Here is a 16,838-nt window from a genome sequence, read left to right on the forward strand (position 1 = left end):
GCGGCGGGCGGGACGCCGACAAACCGGTGTCCCGCCCGCCGCGCCCGTCAGGCCGCGACCTCCTCCGGGCGGACCTTGCGCGGCCGGCCGCGGGGCCGCTTGCGGGGGACGACGGTGCCGGTCACGACCAGCTCGCCACCCCACACCCCCCACGGCTCGGCCCGGTCGAGGGCCGCGGCCAGGCACGCCACCCGGACCGGGCAGGTACGGCAGACCGCCTTGGCGGTCTCCACGTCCGCCGGGGACTCAGCGAAGAACATCTCAGGATCGACGTCCCAGCAGGGCAGGACCAGCCGATCCCGCTCGATCCGGGAGACGATCGAGTGATCGAACACCGGTGTCACCTCCGACACGGGTAGGTCTTCGAGCGGATAGAAGGAGCAAAACGACAAAGGCCGCGATCCCCATGGGGATCGCGGCCTCGGCGTCGGCTCCGCGGAACTAGTCCGGGAGCGGATCGCGAGCGGATCCCGAGATGAGGTGACGGTCTGCGTGCTCGGACGCCTGGGCCGCGGCGGAGGCCGTGTTCCAGGACGACGCCGGGTTCCCGGACATGGCGAGCCGACGCGTCGGCTCGCCGGCCGGACGATCGGCGATCGCGGTGAACCCGCCCAGGCCGAGGACCGTGCCCGAGACGCCGGCGGCGGGCGCACCCGTCCCCTGGGCCTCGGTGCCATGGCAGGCCGCCAGCACACGGACGTCCGCCACGAAGAGGGCGCCGACCGTGCTGACCACGCCGGACCGGCCGAGACGGCCGACCGCGCCGAGAACACCTAGGCCGAGAGCTGGGCTGCCGAGGGCGGCTTTACCGGGGGCGGCTTGGCCGAGAACGACGGACGCCTCGACGACGGACGCCTCGACGACGGCCGGCACGGGCTCGACGGCACCGCTGGCCGACGGGCCGGGCCGATATCCCCGGGGACGGGCGATCTCGGTGCCGGCCTGGTCCATCACGATGCTGAGCACAGCGAGATCACCTCCTTCTCGGGAAGCCATGGAGCGCAGCCGTTCCAGGGCCTGCGTCGGGCGTCGTGGGTAACGGTAGAAGGTCGCCACGCGAACCTCAACGTATTTTCTGTGTCGCGTGTCGGACACCCGCAGTTACGAGGGCTCGTGTGTGGGCGTCGGCGGGGTGCGCCCGGCGACGAGGTCGAGCACCGCCTGCCCGTAGCGGTCGAGCTTGGCCTGGCCGATCCCGGGGATCCGGACGAGCTCCGGGACCGAGCGCGGCCGGCATTCGGCGAGCGCCTGCAGAGTCGCGTCGGTGAAGATCACAAAGACGGGCATGTGCAGCTCCCGCGCGGTGGCCGCGCGCCACGCCCGCAGCCGCTCGTACAGCGCCGCGTCGACGTCGCCGGGGCAGCCCTCGCAGCGCCCGATCCTGGCCTGGGCGCCGGTCAGGGCCCGCCCGCAGACCCGGCAGCGCACCGCCGAGCGTCCCCGGCCCGGCCCGCCGCCGGCGCCGGTCTCCTCCGTCGCCCCCTGGCGCCCCGCCGCGCCGCCGGCCCCCCCTGTGGTGCCAGTCCCCGCTGGACTGCCAGGCCCCTTCAGTCCGCCGGCCCCGGGGCCACCCCGCCCGCCGGCGGCCGGGACGAGGCCACGGCGCGCCGGCCGCAGATCGTCGAGGAAGCGGGACGGGCGCCGCGAGCGCCGGCCGTCGGCACGGGCCAAGGCCCAGGACAACACGAGGTGAGTACGGGCCCGCGTCACGCCCACGTAGAGCAGGCGGCGTTCCTCGGCGATCTGCTCGGCGGTCTTCGCGTGGACGAGCGGCAGCGTGCCGTCGGTCAGCCCCACGAGGAACACCGCGTCCCATTCCAGGCCCTTCGCGGCGTGCAGCGTGGACAGCGTCACCCCCTCCACGGTGGGCTGGTGCTCGTGGGTGACGCGATCGCCGAGCTCGGCGACGAACTCGGCGAGGCCCGCCTGCGGGGAACGGGCGGCGAGGTCGACGGCGAGGCGGTGCAGGGCGGCGAGGTTCTCCCACTGCTCCCGCTCCGCGCCGGACCCGGCCGACGGCCGATCCGCCCGCCAGTGCAACGCGCCGAGGATGTCCGCGACGGTGTCGGCGAGCCCGGCGGGCCGGTCGGTGTCGGCCGAGCGCAGGGCGGCCCGCAACAGCCGCAGCGCCGCGACCACCTCGGTCCGGGCGAAGAACTTCTCGCCGCCGCGGACGAGGTAGGCGACGCCGGCCGCGCCGATCGCGGCCTCGTAGGCCTCGGACTGGGCGTTGATCCGGTACAGCACGGCGATGCGGCTGGCCGGCGTCCCGCGGGCGATCAGCGTGCGGATGCGGCTGGCGACGGCGGCGGCCTCGTCCGCCTCGCTGTCGCACTCCAGCCAGACCGGCGGCGGGCCGTCGGGCGCCGCGGCGACGAGCCTCGTGCCGGGCGCGGCCTGCACGAGCCGGTTCGCCAGCCCCACGACCTGCGGGGTCGACCGGTAGTCCCGCACGAGCCGGACGACCGCCGCGTCCGGGTGGCGGCGGGGGAAGTCGAGCAGGTAGCGAGGCGAAGCACCGGCGAACGAGTAGATGGTCTGGTGCGGATCACCGACGACGCAGAGGCTGTCGCGCTCGCCGAGCCAGGCCTCGAGCACGCGCTGCTGCAACGCGTTGACATCCTGGTACTCGTCGACGACGAGGTGGCGGTACCGGGAGCGGACCTCGGTGGCGACCCAGTCGTGCTCCTCGATCATGGCCGCGGTGAGCAGCAGCAGATCCTCCATGTCGACGACGCCGGCCTCCCGCTTGACCTCCTCGTACGCGGCGTAAAGCCGGGCGACGGTCTGCGCCGGGGTGGCGGTCTCCCGGCCACCGGCCGCCGCCAGCCGGGCGTAGTCCGCGGGCGCGACGAGGCTGGCCTTGGCCCACTCGACCTCGGCGGTCAGGTCCCGCAGCTCGGCGCGGTCCGGGCTCAGCCGCAGGCGCCCCGCGGCGCGCACCATGTTGGGAATCTTGCTGGACTCGAGTCGGGGCAGCGGTCCGCCGGCCACGGCCGGCCAGAAGTGCTGCAACTGCCGCAGGGCCGCCGAATGGAACGTGCGTGCCTGCACACCGGGCACGCCCATGGCCCGCAACCGGCCGCGCAGCTCCCCCGCCGCCCTGGTCGTGAAGCTCACGGCGAGGATCTGGCCGGGGCCAACCCCCCGGTCCACGACCATGTGGGCGATTCTGTGCGTGATGGTGCGCGTCTTGCCCGTACCAGCACCGGCGAGGATGCAGACCGGTCCCAGGGGGGCGTCGGCCGCGGCCCGTTGCTCGGGATCGAGCTGGGNCAGCAGGTCCCCGGCCCCGGGGGAGGCGGCGGCCCGCGCGGCGGGGCCAGGCGATCCGGACATCCCCCGACACGGTAGTCCCCACCCGCGCCGGGAAGCGTCGCAGGCACGACGCTGTTACACCGACCGTTGCGTCCCAGTGGCTTGGAGGCCCTTTCGTGCTCACGATCTACACGACTTCCTGGTGCGGCTACTGCGTTCGGCTGAAGAGCCAACTCGACCGCGCCGGGCTGGAGTACAGGACCGTTGATATCGAGAACGACCCGACAGCAGAGCAACTTGTCCGCGATGCGAACAACGGGAACGCGACCGTACCGACCGTGCTCTTTCCCGATGGCACTGTGATGACGAACCCTAGCGTCCGCCAGGTCACTGAGAAGGTCACTTCTGCCGCATAACGGATACGTAGAGCAACGACATCCCGGGATTTCTTACCTTCCCACCGCACACGCGGCCGGCTCGTGGGACGGTGTCCGTCACTGCCCGTGAAGTTTGTGGGAGAGTTCGGCCTGTGTCGTCAGCACCTTCAGAACAGGCGTGGAGCACCGTCGATGCCGCGCTGCGGGCCGTTCGCGCCCTGGACCGGATGGAGACAGCCTGTTTCGTCGTGGTATCTGCGACGACTGCGAGCTATCTCCGTGTGACCGGAACCTTCGCCGATCTCGGCGAGGGAACCCACTATCCCCGGGCGGACAGCGTCATCGCCCGCATGCTCGACGGTGCGCCCGCGGCGGCGACCGGAGTCGGCCCGGGGCATCCCGCGGCCGACACGGCCGAGCATCGCCAACTGGGGGTGCACAGCTATCTCGCGATGCCGGTGATCCCCACGGACGGCCGACTACTCGGTTTTCTCGTCGGTCTGGACCACGGTGAGGTGAGCGTGTCAGCCGACACACTGGCCCTGGTCCGGGCAATCGCGGACGCCCTCGCGGCCACGGGCGACATCCCCTCGCCACCCCCGCCGGCCGTCTCGCCCAACGGACCGCGGCCCGGCGATCACTCCCGGGAGGCCGGCGGCTCCGGCGACCACGCCTTGGTCGGCACACCGGACGAGGAACGTCCGGCCCAGGCGGCACCTGCGGCCCGGCCCGGTGCCGCGGCACCCAGCACAGCCGCAGCACCCAGCGGCGAAGGGTCACCAGGCGGCGAGGGGCCGACGCACGCCGAGGGGCCGACGCACGCCGAGGGGCCGACGCACGCCGAGGGGCCGAGAGGCGCCGAGGGGCCGGCGGGCGAGCAAGGGGCTCACGGTCCTGCCGCGACGTCCCCGCCGCCACCGGCCGGCACCTCCCGACCGCCCGGGAGTGCGCCGCCGGGGCCCGTGGACGGGCCGGAGCCCGCCGCGGTCCCACCGACCCCCCCGCGGCCACCTGGCCGGGTGCCGACGCCCCAGGCCCTCGCGCGGGGGGTCCGCCCCGGACCGCCCGGCCGGGCCGGTCCGCCGCGACCGGCTCCGCCGCCCGCGCCCGGCGGCGGCACCGGCCCGGCGGGGACCGGCGCCGCGGGGACCGGTGCCGCGGGGACCGGTGCCGCCAAACCCGCTCCGGCCGTCTCCCGGCGTTCGACCGCGGACATGCGGCTGCGGCGGACGCCCGCCGGTTGGGTCGTGGAGGGTCCGGGGGCGGAGGTCCGCCCGGTCGGTGATCTCATCTCCGCGATGGTTCTCGCCGACCTGCTGGCCGAGGACCTCGCCCCACCCGGCCGCCCACGCCGAGCGGAGCGTGACCTTGGGGAGATCGAGCAGCTCCGGCTGTCCGTCGTCCAGCTCGAGCACGCCCTGGCGTCCCGGGTGATCGTCGAACAGGCCATCGGCGTGCTGGCGGAACGCAATCAGATCCGGCCGCGGGAGGCGTTCGAGAGGTTGCGGCGCACGGCCCGAGGCATGGGCCGTCGCGTCCATGACCTGGCCCGACAGGTCGTCGATTCGGTCGGCGACCCGCGAGCGGTGCTTCCGGGCGAGCTCGGTGGCCGGGGCCCGGCCGGCGGCGGTCCTGGCGGCGGCGGTCCGGGGCATGGTGGCGGGGGCCCCGCGGGCGCGACGCCGGGACCGGGGTCGGGCGGGGGCGCGCCTCGCCCGACGCCGCCGCGGTCCACCTCCGGCCGGCGCTGACGCGACGCCGGTCGGGCGAGCGCTCAGCGCCGCCCGGCAGGCTGGCGCGCCTCGCCCGACCGGGGCTCGGCGAACCGCGTCAGGACTCGATCAGCCCGAGGGCCCCCACCGCCCGGACGATCTTGGCCTTGTCGCCGACGAGCACCGTGATCAGTCCGGTGGGCGCCAGCAGGTCGGCCGCGACGGCCTGAACGTCGGCGGCCGTCACCTCGGCCAGCGCCCGCGGGTGGTCGCGCAGGTACTCCACGCCGATGCCGACGCCGGCCAGCGCGGACAGCGTCGAGGCGAGCCCCGCGGCGGTGGCGCTGCCGATGGCGAGCGTGCCGACGGCGTACTGGCGGGCCGCGTCGAGCTCGTCCTGCGTCGGCGGGAGCACCGCCAGCCGCCCGAGCTCGTAGAGGATCTCCAGCAGGGCCGGGCCGGTCACCTCGGTGGCGACGTCCGCGGCGACGGTGAAGCGCGATCCGACCTGGTAGTGGTCGATCGAGCTGCGCGGCGAGTACGTGTAGCCCTTGTCCTCGCGGATGTTGTTGACCAGCCGGGAGCTGAAGTACCCACCGAAGATCGTGCTGGCCAGCCGCTGCGCCGGGTAACCGGGGGCGGACCGGTCCAGGGCTGCCCCGCCGAGGCGGATGTTCGTCTGCACCGCGCCGGGGCGGTCCACGATGACGATCGGGCCGCGGTGCAGCTCGGGTAGCGGCGGTGCGCTCGACGCGGGCCGCCCCGACCAGTCCCCGAGCGCCGCGGTGACCGCCGCCAGCGCCCGCTCGGGCGACACGTCGCCGACGAGGGTGAGGATGGCCCCCGCCGGCGAGACCCGTTCGGCGTGCAGGCCGCGCACGTCCGCCGCGCCGACCTGCCCGACCACGTCCGGGTCGGGGATGGCGGTGGCGTAGGGGTGGTCGCCGAACAGCCGCTCGAGCAGGGCCTCGCGGGCGATCACGGCGGGCTGGCTACGGGCGACCGCGGTGTCCTCGACGATCCGGTCGCGCTCGCCGGCGACCTCGTCGTCGGGAAAGGTGGCGCCGAGCAGCACGTCGGCCATGATCTCCAGCAGCGGCTCGAGGTTCGCCGCGAGCGCGGAGCCGACGACGGCGAGCCGGTCGCTGTCGACCCCCGTCGACAGCGAGCCGCCGAGGCGCTGGACCTCCGTGGCGAGCCCCACCCGGTTGAGCCGCCGCGACCCGGTGAACAGGGTCTCCGCCAGCACCTCGGCGCGGGCCTGGTACACGGGCCCGCGCCCGGCGAACGGGATGCGCAGCCGCACCTCGACGATCGGCACGCTGCCCCGCTGCACCACCAGCACCCGCAGGCCGTTGGCGAGGGTGCGGTCGGTGACGGCGGGCAGCGCCGCCGGCTCGGTCGGCCGGACGGCGGGGATCACGCCCGCCGGGGCGGCCGGGGTGGCGGTGGCCGCCGGCGGCGCCGAACGCGCGGAGTTCGTCGATGTCGAGGTCACAGCACTCCCGATCATGAGGCGGCGCCGGCATGCAGCTCCAGGACCGAACGGCCCTGGTCGAGCAGGGAACCGGCGGCGGCGGCGACCGCCGCGCCGGTGACGGCCGACAGCTCCGCCGGCAGTTCGTTCACCAGCTCGGGCCGGCCGCGGTGCAGCTCGTGCACGGCCATGGCCAGCCCACGGCCGAGGGCGTCGTCGGCCTCGCGCAGCAGCGAGGAGGCCACCCGGGCCTGCACCCGCTCCAGCTCGCCGTCCTCCAGTCCGTCCCCCGCGAGCCGGGCGAGCTCCTCGTCGACGGCCGCGAGGACCACGTCGGCGCTGGACTCCTCGGACTGGCGGGCCTCCAGAGTGAGCAACAGCGGGTCGCGCTGGTCGAACGGATTGCCGAACGCGCCCAGGTAGGTGCTGACCCCGATCACCGAGCGGTCCTTCTGGACCAGACGGCGCTCCAGACGGCTGGCATCGCCGTCGCTGAGCACCTCGGTCAGCAGGTAGTAGGCGAGGTAGGCGGGCAGGTCGGCGATCGGGTCGGGGACGCGGTAGCCGACCGCGAGCGCCGCGCGGGGAGCGAGCGGGTCGGTGAGGACCGCCCGGCGCTCCGCCGCGGGCACCGGCTCCGCGAAGCTCGCCCGCGGCGGCACCGCGCGGGCGGGGATGTCGCCGAAGTACCGGTTGACGAAGGTCAGCGCCTCGCCGGAGTCGAAGTCGCCGACGATGGTGAGCACGGCGTTACCGGGGGCGTAGTACTTGTCGAAGAAGTCCTCCGCGTCGTCGAGGCTGGCCGCCGCCAACTCGGAGAAATCCCCGTAGCCGTTGTGCGCGTTGGGAAAGGTGTCGAACGCCACCGGCGGCAGTTTGATCCAGGGAAATCCGCCGTACGGCCGGTTGAGGACGTTGACCCGGATCTCCTCCTGCACCACGGCGATCTGGTTGTCGAGGTTCTGCCGGGTGATCTTGGGCGCCCGCATCCGGTCCGCCTCGAGGAACAGGGCCAGTTCGAGCGCCCCGGCCGGCAGCAGCTCGAAATAGTCCGTGTAGTCGGGGTGCGTGGAGCCGTTGAAGATTCCACCGGCGGCCTGGACGTGCTTGGGATGTTCCGCCTTCCCCACGTTCGCGCTGCCCTGGAACATCAGGTGCTCGAACAGGTGAGCGAAACCGGTGCGGCCTTCGGGCTCGGACCGGAAGCCCACGTCGTAGTGCACGGAGACGGCCACCACCGGCGCCGTGCGGTCGGGAGCGAGCAGGACCCGCAGGCCGTTGTCGAGCCGAGTCCGCTCGATCGGATAGGAGGATGCCGGCAGGGCCGACCTCACCGCGGCGGCGCCGACCGGACCGGGTTCTCTAGGCGAGGACACAGTTGCCAACGCTACTGCCCGCCGGCCCGGCCCGGTGGCGAAGAAGGCCACCGGCCGGCTTTGCGCCCTCCGCCGGCGCATTCCGAGGCGCACGACGGCGGGGTGAGGCGATCGTCGAAGCCCACGCGGGCCGGGGTACGCCGCCGGTGCCGGGCGGTCCCACCTACGGAGGCCCGCATCCGGGCACCCGGCCGGCGGCCCACGAGCGGCTGTGCGGCCACGCCGGGCGCCGACCGGGCCGTTCGCCGCCCGGCGCTCACCACCCTCGCGCCGCGCCCCGGCGATCGCGCGCGCGGCGCCGACCGCCCGACCGCGAGGCTCCGCGGTCGCGGCCCGGGTCGCCGCGGCGCCGGGCGGCCGAACCCGCCGCCCGGCCGGGCGCGCCGGCCGCGGAGACCAGAAAGACCAGCGTGGCGGCGATCGCGACCTGCAGGAGCAGGGTCACCGGGGCACCGGCGTCGATCGCCGCGGCCACCACCAGCCCGAGGGCCGCGCCGAGCAGACCCAGCAGGATGGTCATCACACAGCCGATGGGGGCACGCCGGGACCGGGGAACGACGGCCCGCCCCAGCAACCCTATGATCACGCCAGTAATCAGAGCGCTGATGATGCCGGTCAGAGCGTCCACGGGCCGATTCTGCCGGCTGGGGACGATCGACGACCACGAGCGACCCGGCTCGGGTGACGAGGTGCGGGAAATGGCGACCACCAATCGGCAAACTATCCCCATGGGACAGTTTCCGGCCGGTCTACCCGAGAGCCTCGCCGCGGAAGTTGACTCGCTGGGCGAGGAGATCATGGCGGCGATCGCCCGCGAGGTGCCCGCCTACGCCCGCCCGTTGGAGGGCCGGTTCGGTCGCGGCGTGCGCCGCGGGGTCGCCGAGGCCCTGCACCGCTTCCTCACCGTGGTCGAGGCCGGCCCGCACTGCGCCCCGGACCTCGCCGCCAGCCGCGAGGTGTACGTCCGGCTCGGCCGGGGCGAGGTCCACTCCGGGCGGTCGCTGGACAACCTCCTCAGCGCCTACCGAGTCGGCGCCCGGGTGTCCTGGCGGCGCTTCGGGGAGGCCGCGGTGCGCCACGGCGGCGTCGACGCGGCGGGCCTGGTGTCCCTGGCCGAGATGATGTTCGCCTACATCGACGGGATCTCCGCGGCCTCCGCCGAGGGCTACGCCGCCGAGCAGTTCGCGGCGGGCGGCGAGCGGGAGCGGCTACTCGACCGCATCGGCGAGATGCTGCTCACCGGCGCTCCCGCGGACGCCGTCGCCCAGGTCGCCGACGCGGCCAGCGTGCGGCTGCCCCGCCGGCTGGCCGCGGTCCTGATCCCGGCCCGGCCCGATCCGCAGCCGGCGGCCGGGCGCGAGCCGACCGCGTCCGTCCCGGCGGGGCTCCTGGTGACTGGGCCCGTCCCGGCCGAATTCGTCCCAGCCGGATCCGTTGCGGGTGGGTTCGGTTCGGGCGGGTTCGTCACAGCCGGACTTGTCCCTGGCGGATCCGTCCCAGCCGGATCCGTCCCGGGTGGTTTCGTCCCGGGCGGGTTCATCCCGGCGGTGCCCGCCCGGGCCGAGTCCGCGCCGGCGGCGCCCGCGCTCGGCCGCGCCGAGCCGTTCATGCTGCCCGCGGACTGCCCACGGGCCGTGCAGGGCCAGGACACCTGGCTGTTCGTGGGCTCGGCGGAACGCGGTCCGGCGCGGGCGGCCCTGGCGAAGCGGCTGGCGGGCCTGGCCGCGGTGGTGGGACCGGCGGTGCCCTGGGGCCAGGCCAAGGCGAGCGCCGCCCGGGCCCGCTTCGCCCGCGACGCCCGCAGCGCCGGCCGGCTCGCCGCCGCGGGCGCCGCCGACCCGCTGTTCACCGACGAGCACCTCAGCGCGCTGGTGCTCGCCCGCGACCCGGGTCTCGTGACGGATCTGGCGACCCGGCTGCTCGCTCCCCTCGACGGCCTGCCGAGCCGGACCCGGGAACGGCTGGCCGAGACCCTGCTGCACTGGCTGTCGCTGCGGGGGCAGCGCGGGCTGATCGCCGAACGGCTGCACATCCACCCGCAGACCGTCCGGTACCGGGTCAACCAGCTCCGCGAACTGTTCGGGCCGTGCCTGGAGGATCCCGACGTCCGCTTTGACCTGGAGCTGGTGCTGCGCGCCGGCGCCACCGCCACCCGCGTCGAATCGACGCCCGGTCCGAGCGGTGGAGCCGGTTCGAACGGTGGGGCCGGGGCGGGCGGCGCAGGCCGGACGGGTGGTCCGGACGATGGGGACGGGCTGGCCGAGCCGAGCCGGTCGGACCCCTCGGCGGGCGCCACGGCCAGGCGCTGACACCGGGCGCGCACTGCCGGCGGCGAGGCCCGGCGCCACCGCGCTCCCGCGCCCGGCGCCACCGCGCCGCCAGGGGAGTCCGGGACCGTCCGATCCGGTACGGTCCAGGCGTGCGGCTGGGCTCCTTCAACGTGATGCACGGCCTGTCCCTCCCCGACGGGCGGGTCGAACCGCACCGTTTCGCCGCCGCCGTCGCCGGGCTGGGCGCGGACGTGCTCGGTCTGCAGGAGGTCGATCTCGACCAGCCTCGATCCGGCGGGATCGACCTGGCCGCCGAGGCGGCGGCGGCGGTCGGTGCCGCCGATGGGAACTGGCGGTTCGCCCCGACCGTATTCGGTACGCCGGGGGCCGGCTGGCGGCCCGCGCAGGGAGCCCGCGGCTCCGGCGAGCCGGCGTACGGCATCGCACTGATCAGCCTGCTGCCGGTCCACGAGTGGCGGGTGATCGGCCTCGGCCGGGCCCCTGTCCGCTCCCCCATCGCGATTCCGGGTGGCCCGAAAGGACCGGGACGCCTCATCCTGCTGGACGACGAGCCGCGGGTCGCCCTCGCCGCCCGGATCGACGCGCCCGGCGGACCGCTCACCGTCGTCACCACGCATCTGTCGTTCGTGCCGGGGTGGAACGCGCTGCAGTTGCTGCGGCTGTCCCGGCGCCTCGCCGACCTCGACGGTCCCCTGATCGTGCTCGGGGATCTCAATCTGCCGGGACGCCTGCCGGCGGCGCTGACCCGCTGGCGACGGCTGGCGGTCACCCCGACCTATCCCGCGCACGCCCCCCGCGTCCAGCTCGATCACGTGCTGGCCCGCGGGCCGGTGGGCGACGTCACCGCCGTCCTGTGCCGGCGCGCGGAGATCTCCGATCACCGGGCCCTGCTCGTCGATCTGAGCGACCAGCCGGTCTGACTCGGCCCGCTGCGATCGCGCCGACGGTTGACCTTGCCCCATGGGCAGGCCGAAGCATGGCCGCAGCCGGGCGCCGTGCCCGGTACGAGGAAGGCCCTGGGCCGAGGAAGGCCCTGGGCCGAGGAGGCGGTAGCGATGGCTCTGCTGACGATCGGGGAGTTCGCCCGGCTGAGCCGATTGTCCCCGAAGGCGCTTCGGCTCTACGACGAGCTCGGGTTGCTCCGTCCGCGGCAGGTCGACGCAGTGACGGGCTACCGCCGCTACGCGCCGGAGCAGCTCGAACAGGCCCGGCTGGTGGCCTGGTTGCGCCGGCTCGGGATGCCGCTCGCGCGCATCCGGCGGGTCCACGAACTCGACGGGCCCGCCGCGGCCCGCGAGGTGGGCGTGTTCTGGGCCGAGACCGAGGCCGACACCGCCGCCCGCCGCGACCTGGCCGCCGTCCTCGTCGAACACCTGTCTCGAAGGGCTGTCGACATGTCCGACCCGCACCCGTTCACCCCGACCGCAGCCACAACCGCGACCCCCGCACCCGCCACACCCGCATCCGCCGCTCTTCCCGGCGCCCTGCTGACACTGCGACACGCCGCGTTGACGGACCGGGGCCTCGTCCGGCCGAGCAACCAGGATGCGGTGCACGCCGGCTCCACCGTGCTCGCCGTCGCGGACGGCTTCGGTGCCGGCGGCGCCGCGGCCGGTGCGGCAGCCGTCGACGCCGTGGCCCGACTGGAGGCCACCCCCGTGCCGCCCGGGGAGCTGCTCGGCTTCCTCGCCGACGCGGTCGCGCGGGCGAACCGGGCCGTCCGGGAGCTTGTCGGCCCCGGCCCCGGCCCCGACGCCGTCCCCGGCCCCAGCCCCAGCCCCGATGCCGACGCCGACGCGGCAGCGCACGCGGTCGGGACGACGCTGACCGCCCTGCTGTGGACCGGCTCGGCCCTGGCGCTCGTCCACATCGGCGACTCGCGGGCCTACCTGCTGCGCGGCGGTGAGCTGCGGCAGATCACCCACGACCACACGTTCGTCCGGTCGATGGTCGAGGACGGGCGCCTTCGCCCGGAGGAGGCGGCGACCCACCCGCAGCGGCTGCTCCTGCTGCGCGCGCTGGACGGCAGCGCGGCGACCTTCCCCGACATCGGGCTGCGCGAGGTGCGCCGTGGCGACCGTTACCTGCTGTGCTCCGACGGACTGTCCGGTGCGGTGCCGGCGGCGGAGGTGCGCCGGGTGCTGGTGACGGCGACCGAGCCGGAGCAGGCGGTCCGCGAGCTCGTCGCCCTGGCGAACGGCTCCGGCGGCGCGGACAACGTCAGTTGCGTGGTGGCCGACGTCATCCCGACCGGCGAGGGCGCCGAGGCCGCGTCCGCGGGCAGGGCGCGCGCCTATCCGTGATCGGGGGCGACGAGCAGCGCAGCGAGTTCGTCCTCGGTGACCAGGGGCGGACGGACGACGGCCCCGGTGCGGACATAGAGGAAGGCGGCGTCGACGGCGCTCGGGTCGACGCCGCGCAACCGGGCCCAGGCCAGCCGGTAGACGGCGAGCTGGAGGTCGTCGGCGGGCGACTGGCCGGTCTTCCAGTCGACAACCTCCCATCGGCCGCCGCCGAGGTCGTAGACGGCGTCGATGCGGCCGCGCACGATCCGCCCGGCGAGAGGGAGCTCGAAGGCCTCCTCGATCGCGGCGGGCCGGCGCGAGCCGTACGGGGTCCGCAGGAACGCCTCCTGCAGCGAGCGCAGGTCGTCGTCGGTGAGCTCGGCGTCCTGAGCACCGGGCAGGTCCTCGGCGTCGATCAGCGCCCGGTGGTCGAACAGTTCCTCCACCCAGGCGTGGAAGCGACTGCCGCGGCGGGCCGCCGCGACCGGCTGACGCGGCAGCGGGCGGACGAGCTCCCGGGCGAACGCCGCCGGATCGGCCTGAAGCCGGACGATCTCGGACGCGGTGAGGTTCGCCGGCATCGGTACGTCGAGCTGCGGGACGCGGGCGGCCCGCTCCTCGGCGAGCAGCAGCTCCGACTCGCGGTCGAGCTCGGCCAGCAGCGCCCGCTCGGCCGCGGTGAGCCCGGGCGGCTCGGCGCCGGCCGAGTCCGCCGGGTCCGCCGGGTCCGCCGGGACGCCCGCCCCGAGCGGGGGCGGGGTGAGCGCCGCGGCGAGCCGGGCGAGGACGTCGCGGGCCGCCTCGACGCGGCGGGCGAACGGCTCGGGTTCGTAGGGGATCGGCCAGGCGAACTGGCGTGGGATGGCCAGCGCCGGGTTCGACTTCTCCTCGGGCCGCGGGGCCCAGGCGTCGACCCGCCCGCCGCCGCCGCGGGCGTGCTCGGCGAGCTCCGTCAGGAAGACCGACGCTCCGCGCGGGCGCTTCTGCGCCGGCCCCCACCAGTGCCCGCTGGCGAACAGCAGCGACTTCGCCCGGGTCACCGCGACGTAGGCGAGCCGGCGCTCTTCCCGCTCGGCGTAGGCGCGGACCTCGGCCGTGAAGGCGTCGAGGTCCGCCTTCTGGTCGGAGACCTCGAAGGCGGGCAGGTCCGCGGCGTCGCCGCGCAGCGGCACGGGCAGCACGCCGGGCGAGGTCGTCCACTGATCCCGGACGGTGACGTCGGGGAAGACCCGCTCGCTGAGGTTCGGCACGGCGACGACCTCCCATTCCAGGCCCTTGGAGCGGTGCATCGTCATCAGGGCGATCGCGTCCGCCCCGGACGGGCCGGTGACGTCGAGGCCCCGCTCGTGCTCCCGGGCAGCCCGCAGGAAGCCGAGGAAGGCGTGCAGGGAGGTCGTCCCATCCGGGTCGGTGAAGTCGGCGGCGACGTCGAGGAAGGCCGCGACGTTCTCCTGGCGGCGGGCGCACACGGCCGCCTCGGTGGCGGTGAGCTCCACGTCCAGCCCGATCGTGGCGACGACGCGGTGCAGCAGGTCGAGCAGGCCCTCGCCGACGTGGGCGCGCAGCTCGGCGATCTCGGCGGCCAGCCGGCGCACCCGCAGACGGCCCTCGGCGGACATCTCCGGGCCGGGATCGTCGAGGACGTCGGAGAGGGCGACCACGTCCGCCGGGTCGACGTCGGCCACCGCGGCGGCCAGCGGATCGGCCCGCCCCGGCGGGTCGGGCTCGACGTCGGCGGGCGGCGAGCCGGCGGCTGCGGCGTCGCCGGGGCGGGCAGCGGGCACTCCTTGGGCGCGGCTCAGGTCGGCGGCGGGCTGGGCATGGGCGTCCGGCGCGGGGGGGCGGACGACCTCGCGGGCGTGGCGGCCGAGCGCGGCGAGGTCGCGGGCGCCGAGGCGCACCCGCGGGCCGGTGAGCAGGCGGACGAGCGCGGCGTTCGCCGTGGGCGCGTCGAGGACCTCCAGCACCGCCACGATCTCGGCGACCTCCGGCACGGTGAGCAGGCCGGTCAGCCCGACGACCTCGACCGGCAGCCCGACGGCCTGCAACGCGGTCAGCAGCGGCGGGATGTCCCCGCGGGCTCGGACGAGGACGGCGATGTCGCCGGGGCCGGTGCCCGCGTCGACCACCGCGCGCAGCCGGCCGGCGATCCAGGCCACCTCGTCGGCCCAGCTCGCGTGCAGGGCCACGACCGTCTCGCCACGGTCGGCGACGTCTGCCCGCGGGCGCAGCTCGACGACCCGGTGGCGCACGCGCAACTGGGCCGCCACCGTGTTGGCGAGGTCGAGCAGCCGGCCACCGCTGCGCTGGTTCACCGACAGCTCGTAGACGCCGGCCGGCCGGCCGTCGGCACGCGGGAAGTGGGTCGGGAAGTGGTCGAGGTTCGCCACCGACGCCCCACGCCAGCCGTAGATCGCCTGGCACGGGTCGCCGACGGCGGTGACCGGGTGGCCGCCGCCGAACAGGCCGGTGAGCATGCGGCGCTGGGCCACCGAGGTGTCCTGGTACTCGTCGAGCAGGACGACGGCGGCCCGGGCCCGCTCGGCGCGGCCGACCTCCGGCATCGTCTCGGCGAGGCGGGCCGCGTAGGTGACCTGGTCGCCGAAGTCCAGCACGTCCCGCTCGCGGCGGGCGGCCCGGTAGTCGGCCACGAGCGCGGCGAGCTCCGAGCGCCCCCGGGCGGCGGCCGCGAACCGGCGCAGCCGCTCCTGTACGCCCTTGGTGCCCCGCCGACCGCCGGCGGCGTCCAAGGCGGCCAGCACCTCCTCGAGGAAGGCGGTGTCGAACGCGACGAGCTTCGCCGGGTCGATGAGGTGCTCGCTCATCTCCGCGTCGAGCGCGACCAGCTCGCCGACGACGGCGCCCAGCGACCGGGTCAGCGCCTGCACCGGGCCGCCGTAGGCGCGGGCCACCCGCGCGGCGAGCTGGTAGCGCGCCGCCCCGGACAGCAGCTGGATGTCCGGTTCGAGGCCGAGGCGCAGCGCGTTGTCGACGACGAGTCGCCCGGCGAAGGCGTGGTAGGTGGCGACGGTGGGCTCGCCGTCCACCTCGGCGTCGCCAGCCGATCCGGGCGCGCCCGACCAGCCGCCGGGGTCGGCGGCGCCCGCCTTGCGCAGCGCCAGGCGCACCCGGCCGGCCAGTTCCCCGGCCGCCTTGGTGGTGAAGGTCAACCCGAGCACCTGCTCCGCGCGCACCTGGCGGGTCGCGACGAGCCAGACCACCCGGGCCGCCATCACCGAGGTCTTCCCGGAGCCGGCGCCGGCGACGATCACTCCCGGCTCCAGGGGGGCGGTCGCGGCGGCGATCTGCTCGTCGGTGTACGGGACCTCGAGCAGATCGCGCAGGTCCGCCGGGTCGAGCCGGGGACCGGCGGGAGTGCCGTCGGCGTCGCCGCCGGGATCGCCGCCGAACCCGGGCAGGAACGGCTGCCGGGACGCCGTCCCGCCGGCTCCCAGGTGGCCCCGGCCACCCGGTGGACGAGGATGACCGGATCCGGCCGCGTTCACTCGATCACCTGCCGTCCCTCGGGTCGAGCGGGGCAGCTCGTCTGGAACGTGCACATCGTGCAGTGCTCGCCCGGGGTCGGCCGGAACGCCTCCGCGTCGATGGTGCGCACCGCCTCACCGAGGACATCGTCCATCCAGGTGGGTCCCTCGGCGGGCAGCGCCTCCTGCGCCTGGACCTCGGGCGGGCCGGGCGCCTCGCCGGGCAGGCGGGGCCCGACGCCGGCGCCCCCGGCGTCGCGGCGAAGCTGGACGAGCTCGGCGCCGCCGGGCACCGCGGGATCCGCCACGGCCGGATCGACAGCGGCCGGATCGACAGCGCCGGGGCGACCGGCAGCGGGACTGGCCGCGGCGATCGCCGCATCGAGGGCGCCAGTCCGCACGGCGAGCTGGTAGCTGCCGAGCTGGGGGTGGGTGGCGAGCTCGGCGCGGCCGGGCGCGCTGCGGCCGGTCTTGAAGTCGATGACGTGCACCCGGCCGGCGTCGTCGAGCTCCAGCCGGTCGATGAATCCGCGCAGCATCACCTCGCGCCCCGCGACCTGGAGCCGGCAGGTGAACN

General features: G+C 75.6%; 13 protein-coding genes. 5 read left to right on the top strand and 8 right to left on the bottom strand.

Features of this window, described 5'->3' with window-relative positions:
- Nucleotides 1–47: 47 nt before the first annotated feature.
- The 3 genes from UK82_RS18075 to UK82_RS18085 all read right to left on the bottom strand — a co-directional run.
- Nucleotides 48–335 (bottom strand): WhiB family transcriptional regulator, encoded by a 288-nt coding sequence (locus UK82_RS18075; RefSeq protein WP_173402707.1) that lies wholly within the window; start codon nt 333–335, stop codon nt 48–50.
- A 106-nt stretch (nt 336–441) separates the two neighbouring features.
- The gene (locus UK82_RS18080; RefSeq protein ID WP_236706082.1) at nt 442–1,056 is read right to left on the bottom strand and encodes a glycerate kinase; all 615 of its coding nucleotides are present in this window, start codon (nt 1,054–1,056) and stop codon (nt 442–444) included.
- A 45-nt stretch (nt 1,057–1,101) separates the two neighbouring features.
- Nucleotides 1,102–3,275 (bottom strand): ATP-dependent DNA helicase UvrD2 (locus tag UK82_RS18085; RefSeq protein WP_236706083.1); only part of this gene is annotated, 2,174 nt, incomplete at its 5' end.
- Nucleotides 3,276–3,434: 159 nt separating this feature from the next.
- Between UK82_RS18085 and UK82_RS18090 the strand changes: the two genes are divergently transcribed.
- Together UK82_RS18090 and UK82_RS30730 are read left to right on the top strand one after the other, a co-directional pair.
- The gene (locus UK82_RS18090; protein ID WP_044885326.1) at nt 3,435–3,674 is read left to right on the top strand and encodes a mycoredoxin; all 240 of its coding nucleotides are present in this window, start codon (nt 3,435–3,437) and stop codon (nt 3,672–3,674) included.
- 188 nt (nt 3,675–3,862) lie between these two features.
- Nucleotides 3,863–5,386: a GAF and ANTAR domain-containing protein gene (locus UK82_RS30730; protein WP_396230589.1), complete on the top strand. Its 1,524-nt coding sequence runs from the start codon at nt 3,863–3,865 to the stop codon at nt 5,384–5,386.
- A 79-nt stretch (nt 5,387–5,465) separates the two neighbouring features.
- Here the strand turns inward: UK82_RS30730 and UK82_RS18100 are convergent, their stop codons facing one another.
- The 3 genes from UK82_RS18100 to UK82_RS18110 form a co-directional block, all read right to left on the bottom strand.
- Nucleotides 5,466–6,860 carry a pitrilysin family protein gene (locus UK82_RS18100; protein WP_044885325.1) on the bottom strand — a complete coding sequence of 465 codons (1,395 nt, stop codon included), beginning with the start codon at nt 6,858–6,860 and terminating at the stop codon, nt 5,466–5,468.
- Complete coding sequence (locus UK82_RS18105) at nt 6,857–8,158, bottom strand: pitrilysin family protein (protein WP_044885324.1); 1,302 nt, start codon at nt 8,156–8,158, stop codon at nt 6,857–6,859. The genes UK82_RS18100 and UK82_RS18105 overlap by 4 nt, the downstream gene beginning before the upstream one ends.
- A gap of 298 nt (nt 8,159–8,456) precedes the next feature.
- Nucleotides 8,457–8,828 carry a hypothetical protein gene (locus UK82_RS18110; RefSeq protein WP_044888310.1) on the bottom strand — a complete coding sequence of 124 codons (372 nt, stop codon included), beginning with the start codon at nt 8,826–8,828 and terminating at the stop codon, nt 8,457–8,459.
- Nucleotides 8,829–8,928: 100 nt separating this feature from the next.
- Between UK82_RS18110 and UK82_RS18115 the strand changes: the two genes are divergently transcribed.
- The 3 genes from UK82_RS18115 to UK82_RS18125 all read left to right on the top strand — a co-directional run bounded on the left by UK82_RS18115 (nt 8,929) and on the right by UK82_RS18125 (nt 12,794).
- A complete protein-coding gene (locus tag UK82_RS18115) occupies nt 8,929–10,509 on the top strand; it encodes a helix-turn-helix domain-containing protein (protein WP_044888309.1) in 1,581 nt (526 codons plus the stop codon).
- Between the two features lie 110 nt (nt 10,510–10,619).
- Nucleotides 10,620–11,411, top strand: a complete 792-nt coding sequence (locus tag UK82_RS18120; RefSeq protein WP_044888308.1) for an endonuclease/exonuclease/phosphatase family protein — start codon at nt 10,620–10,622, stop codon at nt 11,409–11,411.
- Between the two features lie 135 nt (nt 11,412–11,546).
- A complete protein-coding gene (locus tag UK82_RS18125; RefSeq protein WP_044888307.1) occupies nt 11,547–12,794 on the top strand; it encodes a MerR family transcriptional regulator in 1,248 nt (415 codons plus the stop codon).
- Here UK82_RS18125 and UK82_RS18130 read toward each other — a convergent pair.
- Nucleotides 12,785–16,282 carry an ATP-dependent DNA helicase gene (locus tag UK82_RS18130; protein ID WP_055408297.1) on the bottom strand — a complete coding sequence of 1,166 codons (3,498 nt, stop codon included), beginning with the start codon at nt 16,280–16,282 and terminating at the stop codon, nt 12,785–12,787. The genes UK82_RS18125 and UK82_RS18130 overlap by 10 nt on opposite strands.
- Nucleotides 16,279–16,837: PD-(D/E)XK nuclease family protein (locus UK82_RS38455; protein ID WP_236706084.1), on the bottom strand; the 559-nt coding region annotated here is incomplete at its 5' end. The genes UK82_RS38455 and UK82_RS18130, both read right to left, overlap by 4 nt.
- Between the last annotated feature and the right edge of the window lies 1 nt (nt 16,838).

Origin of the sequence: Frankia sp. ACN1ag (assembly GCF_001414035.1) — a bacterium.
Lineage (GTDB): Bacteria > Actinomycetota > Actinomycetes > Frankiales > Frankiaceae > Frankia > Frankia torreyi.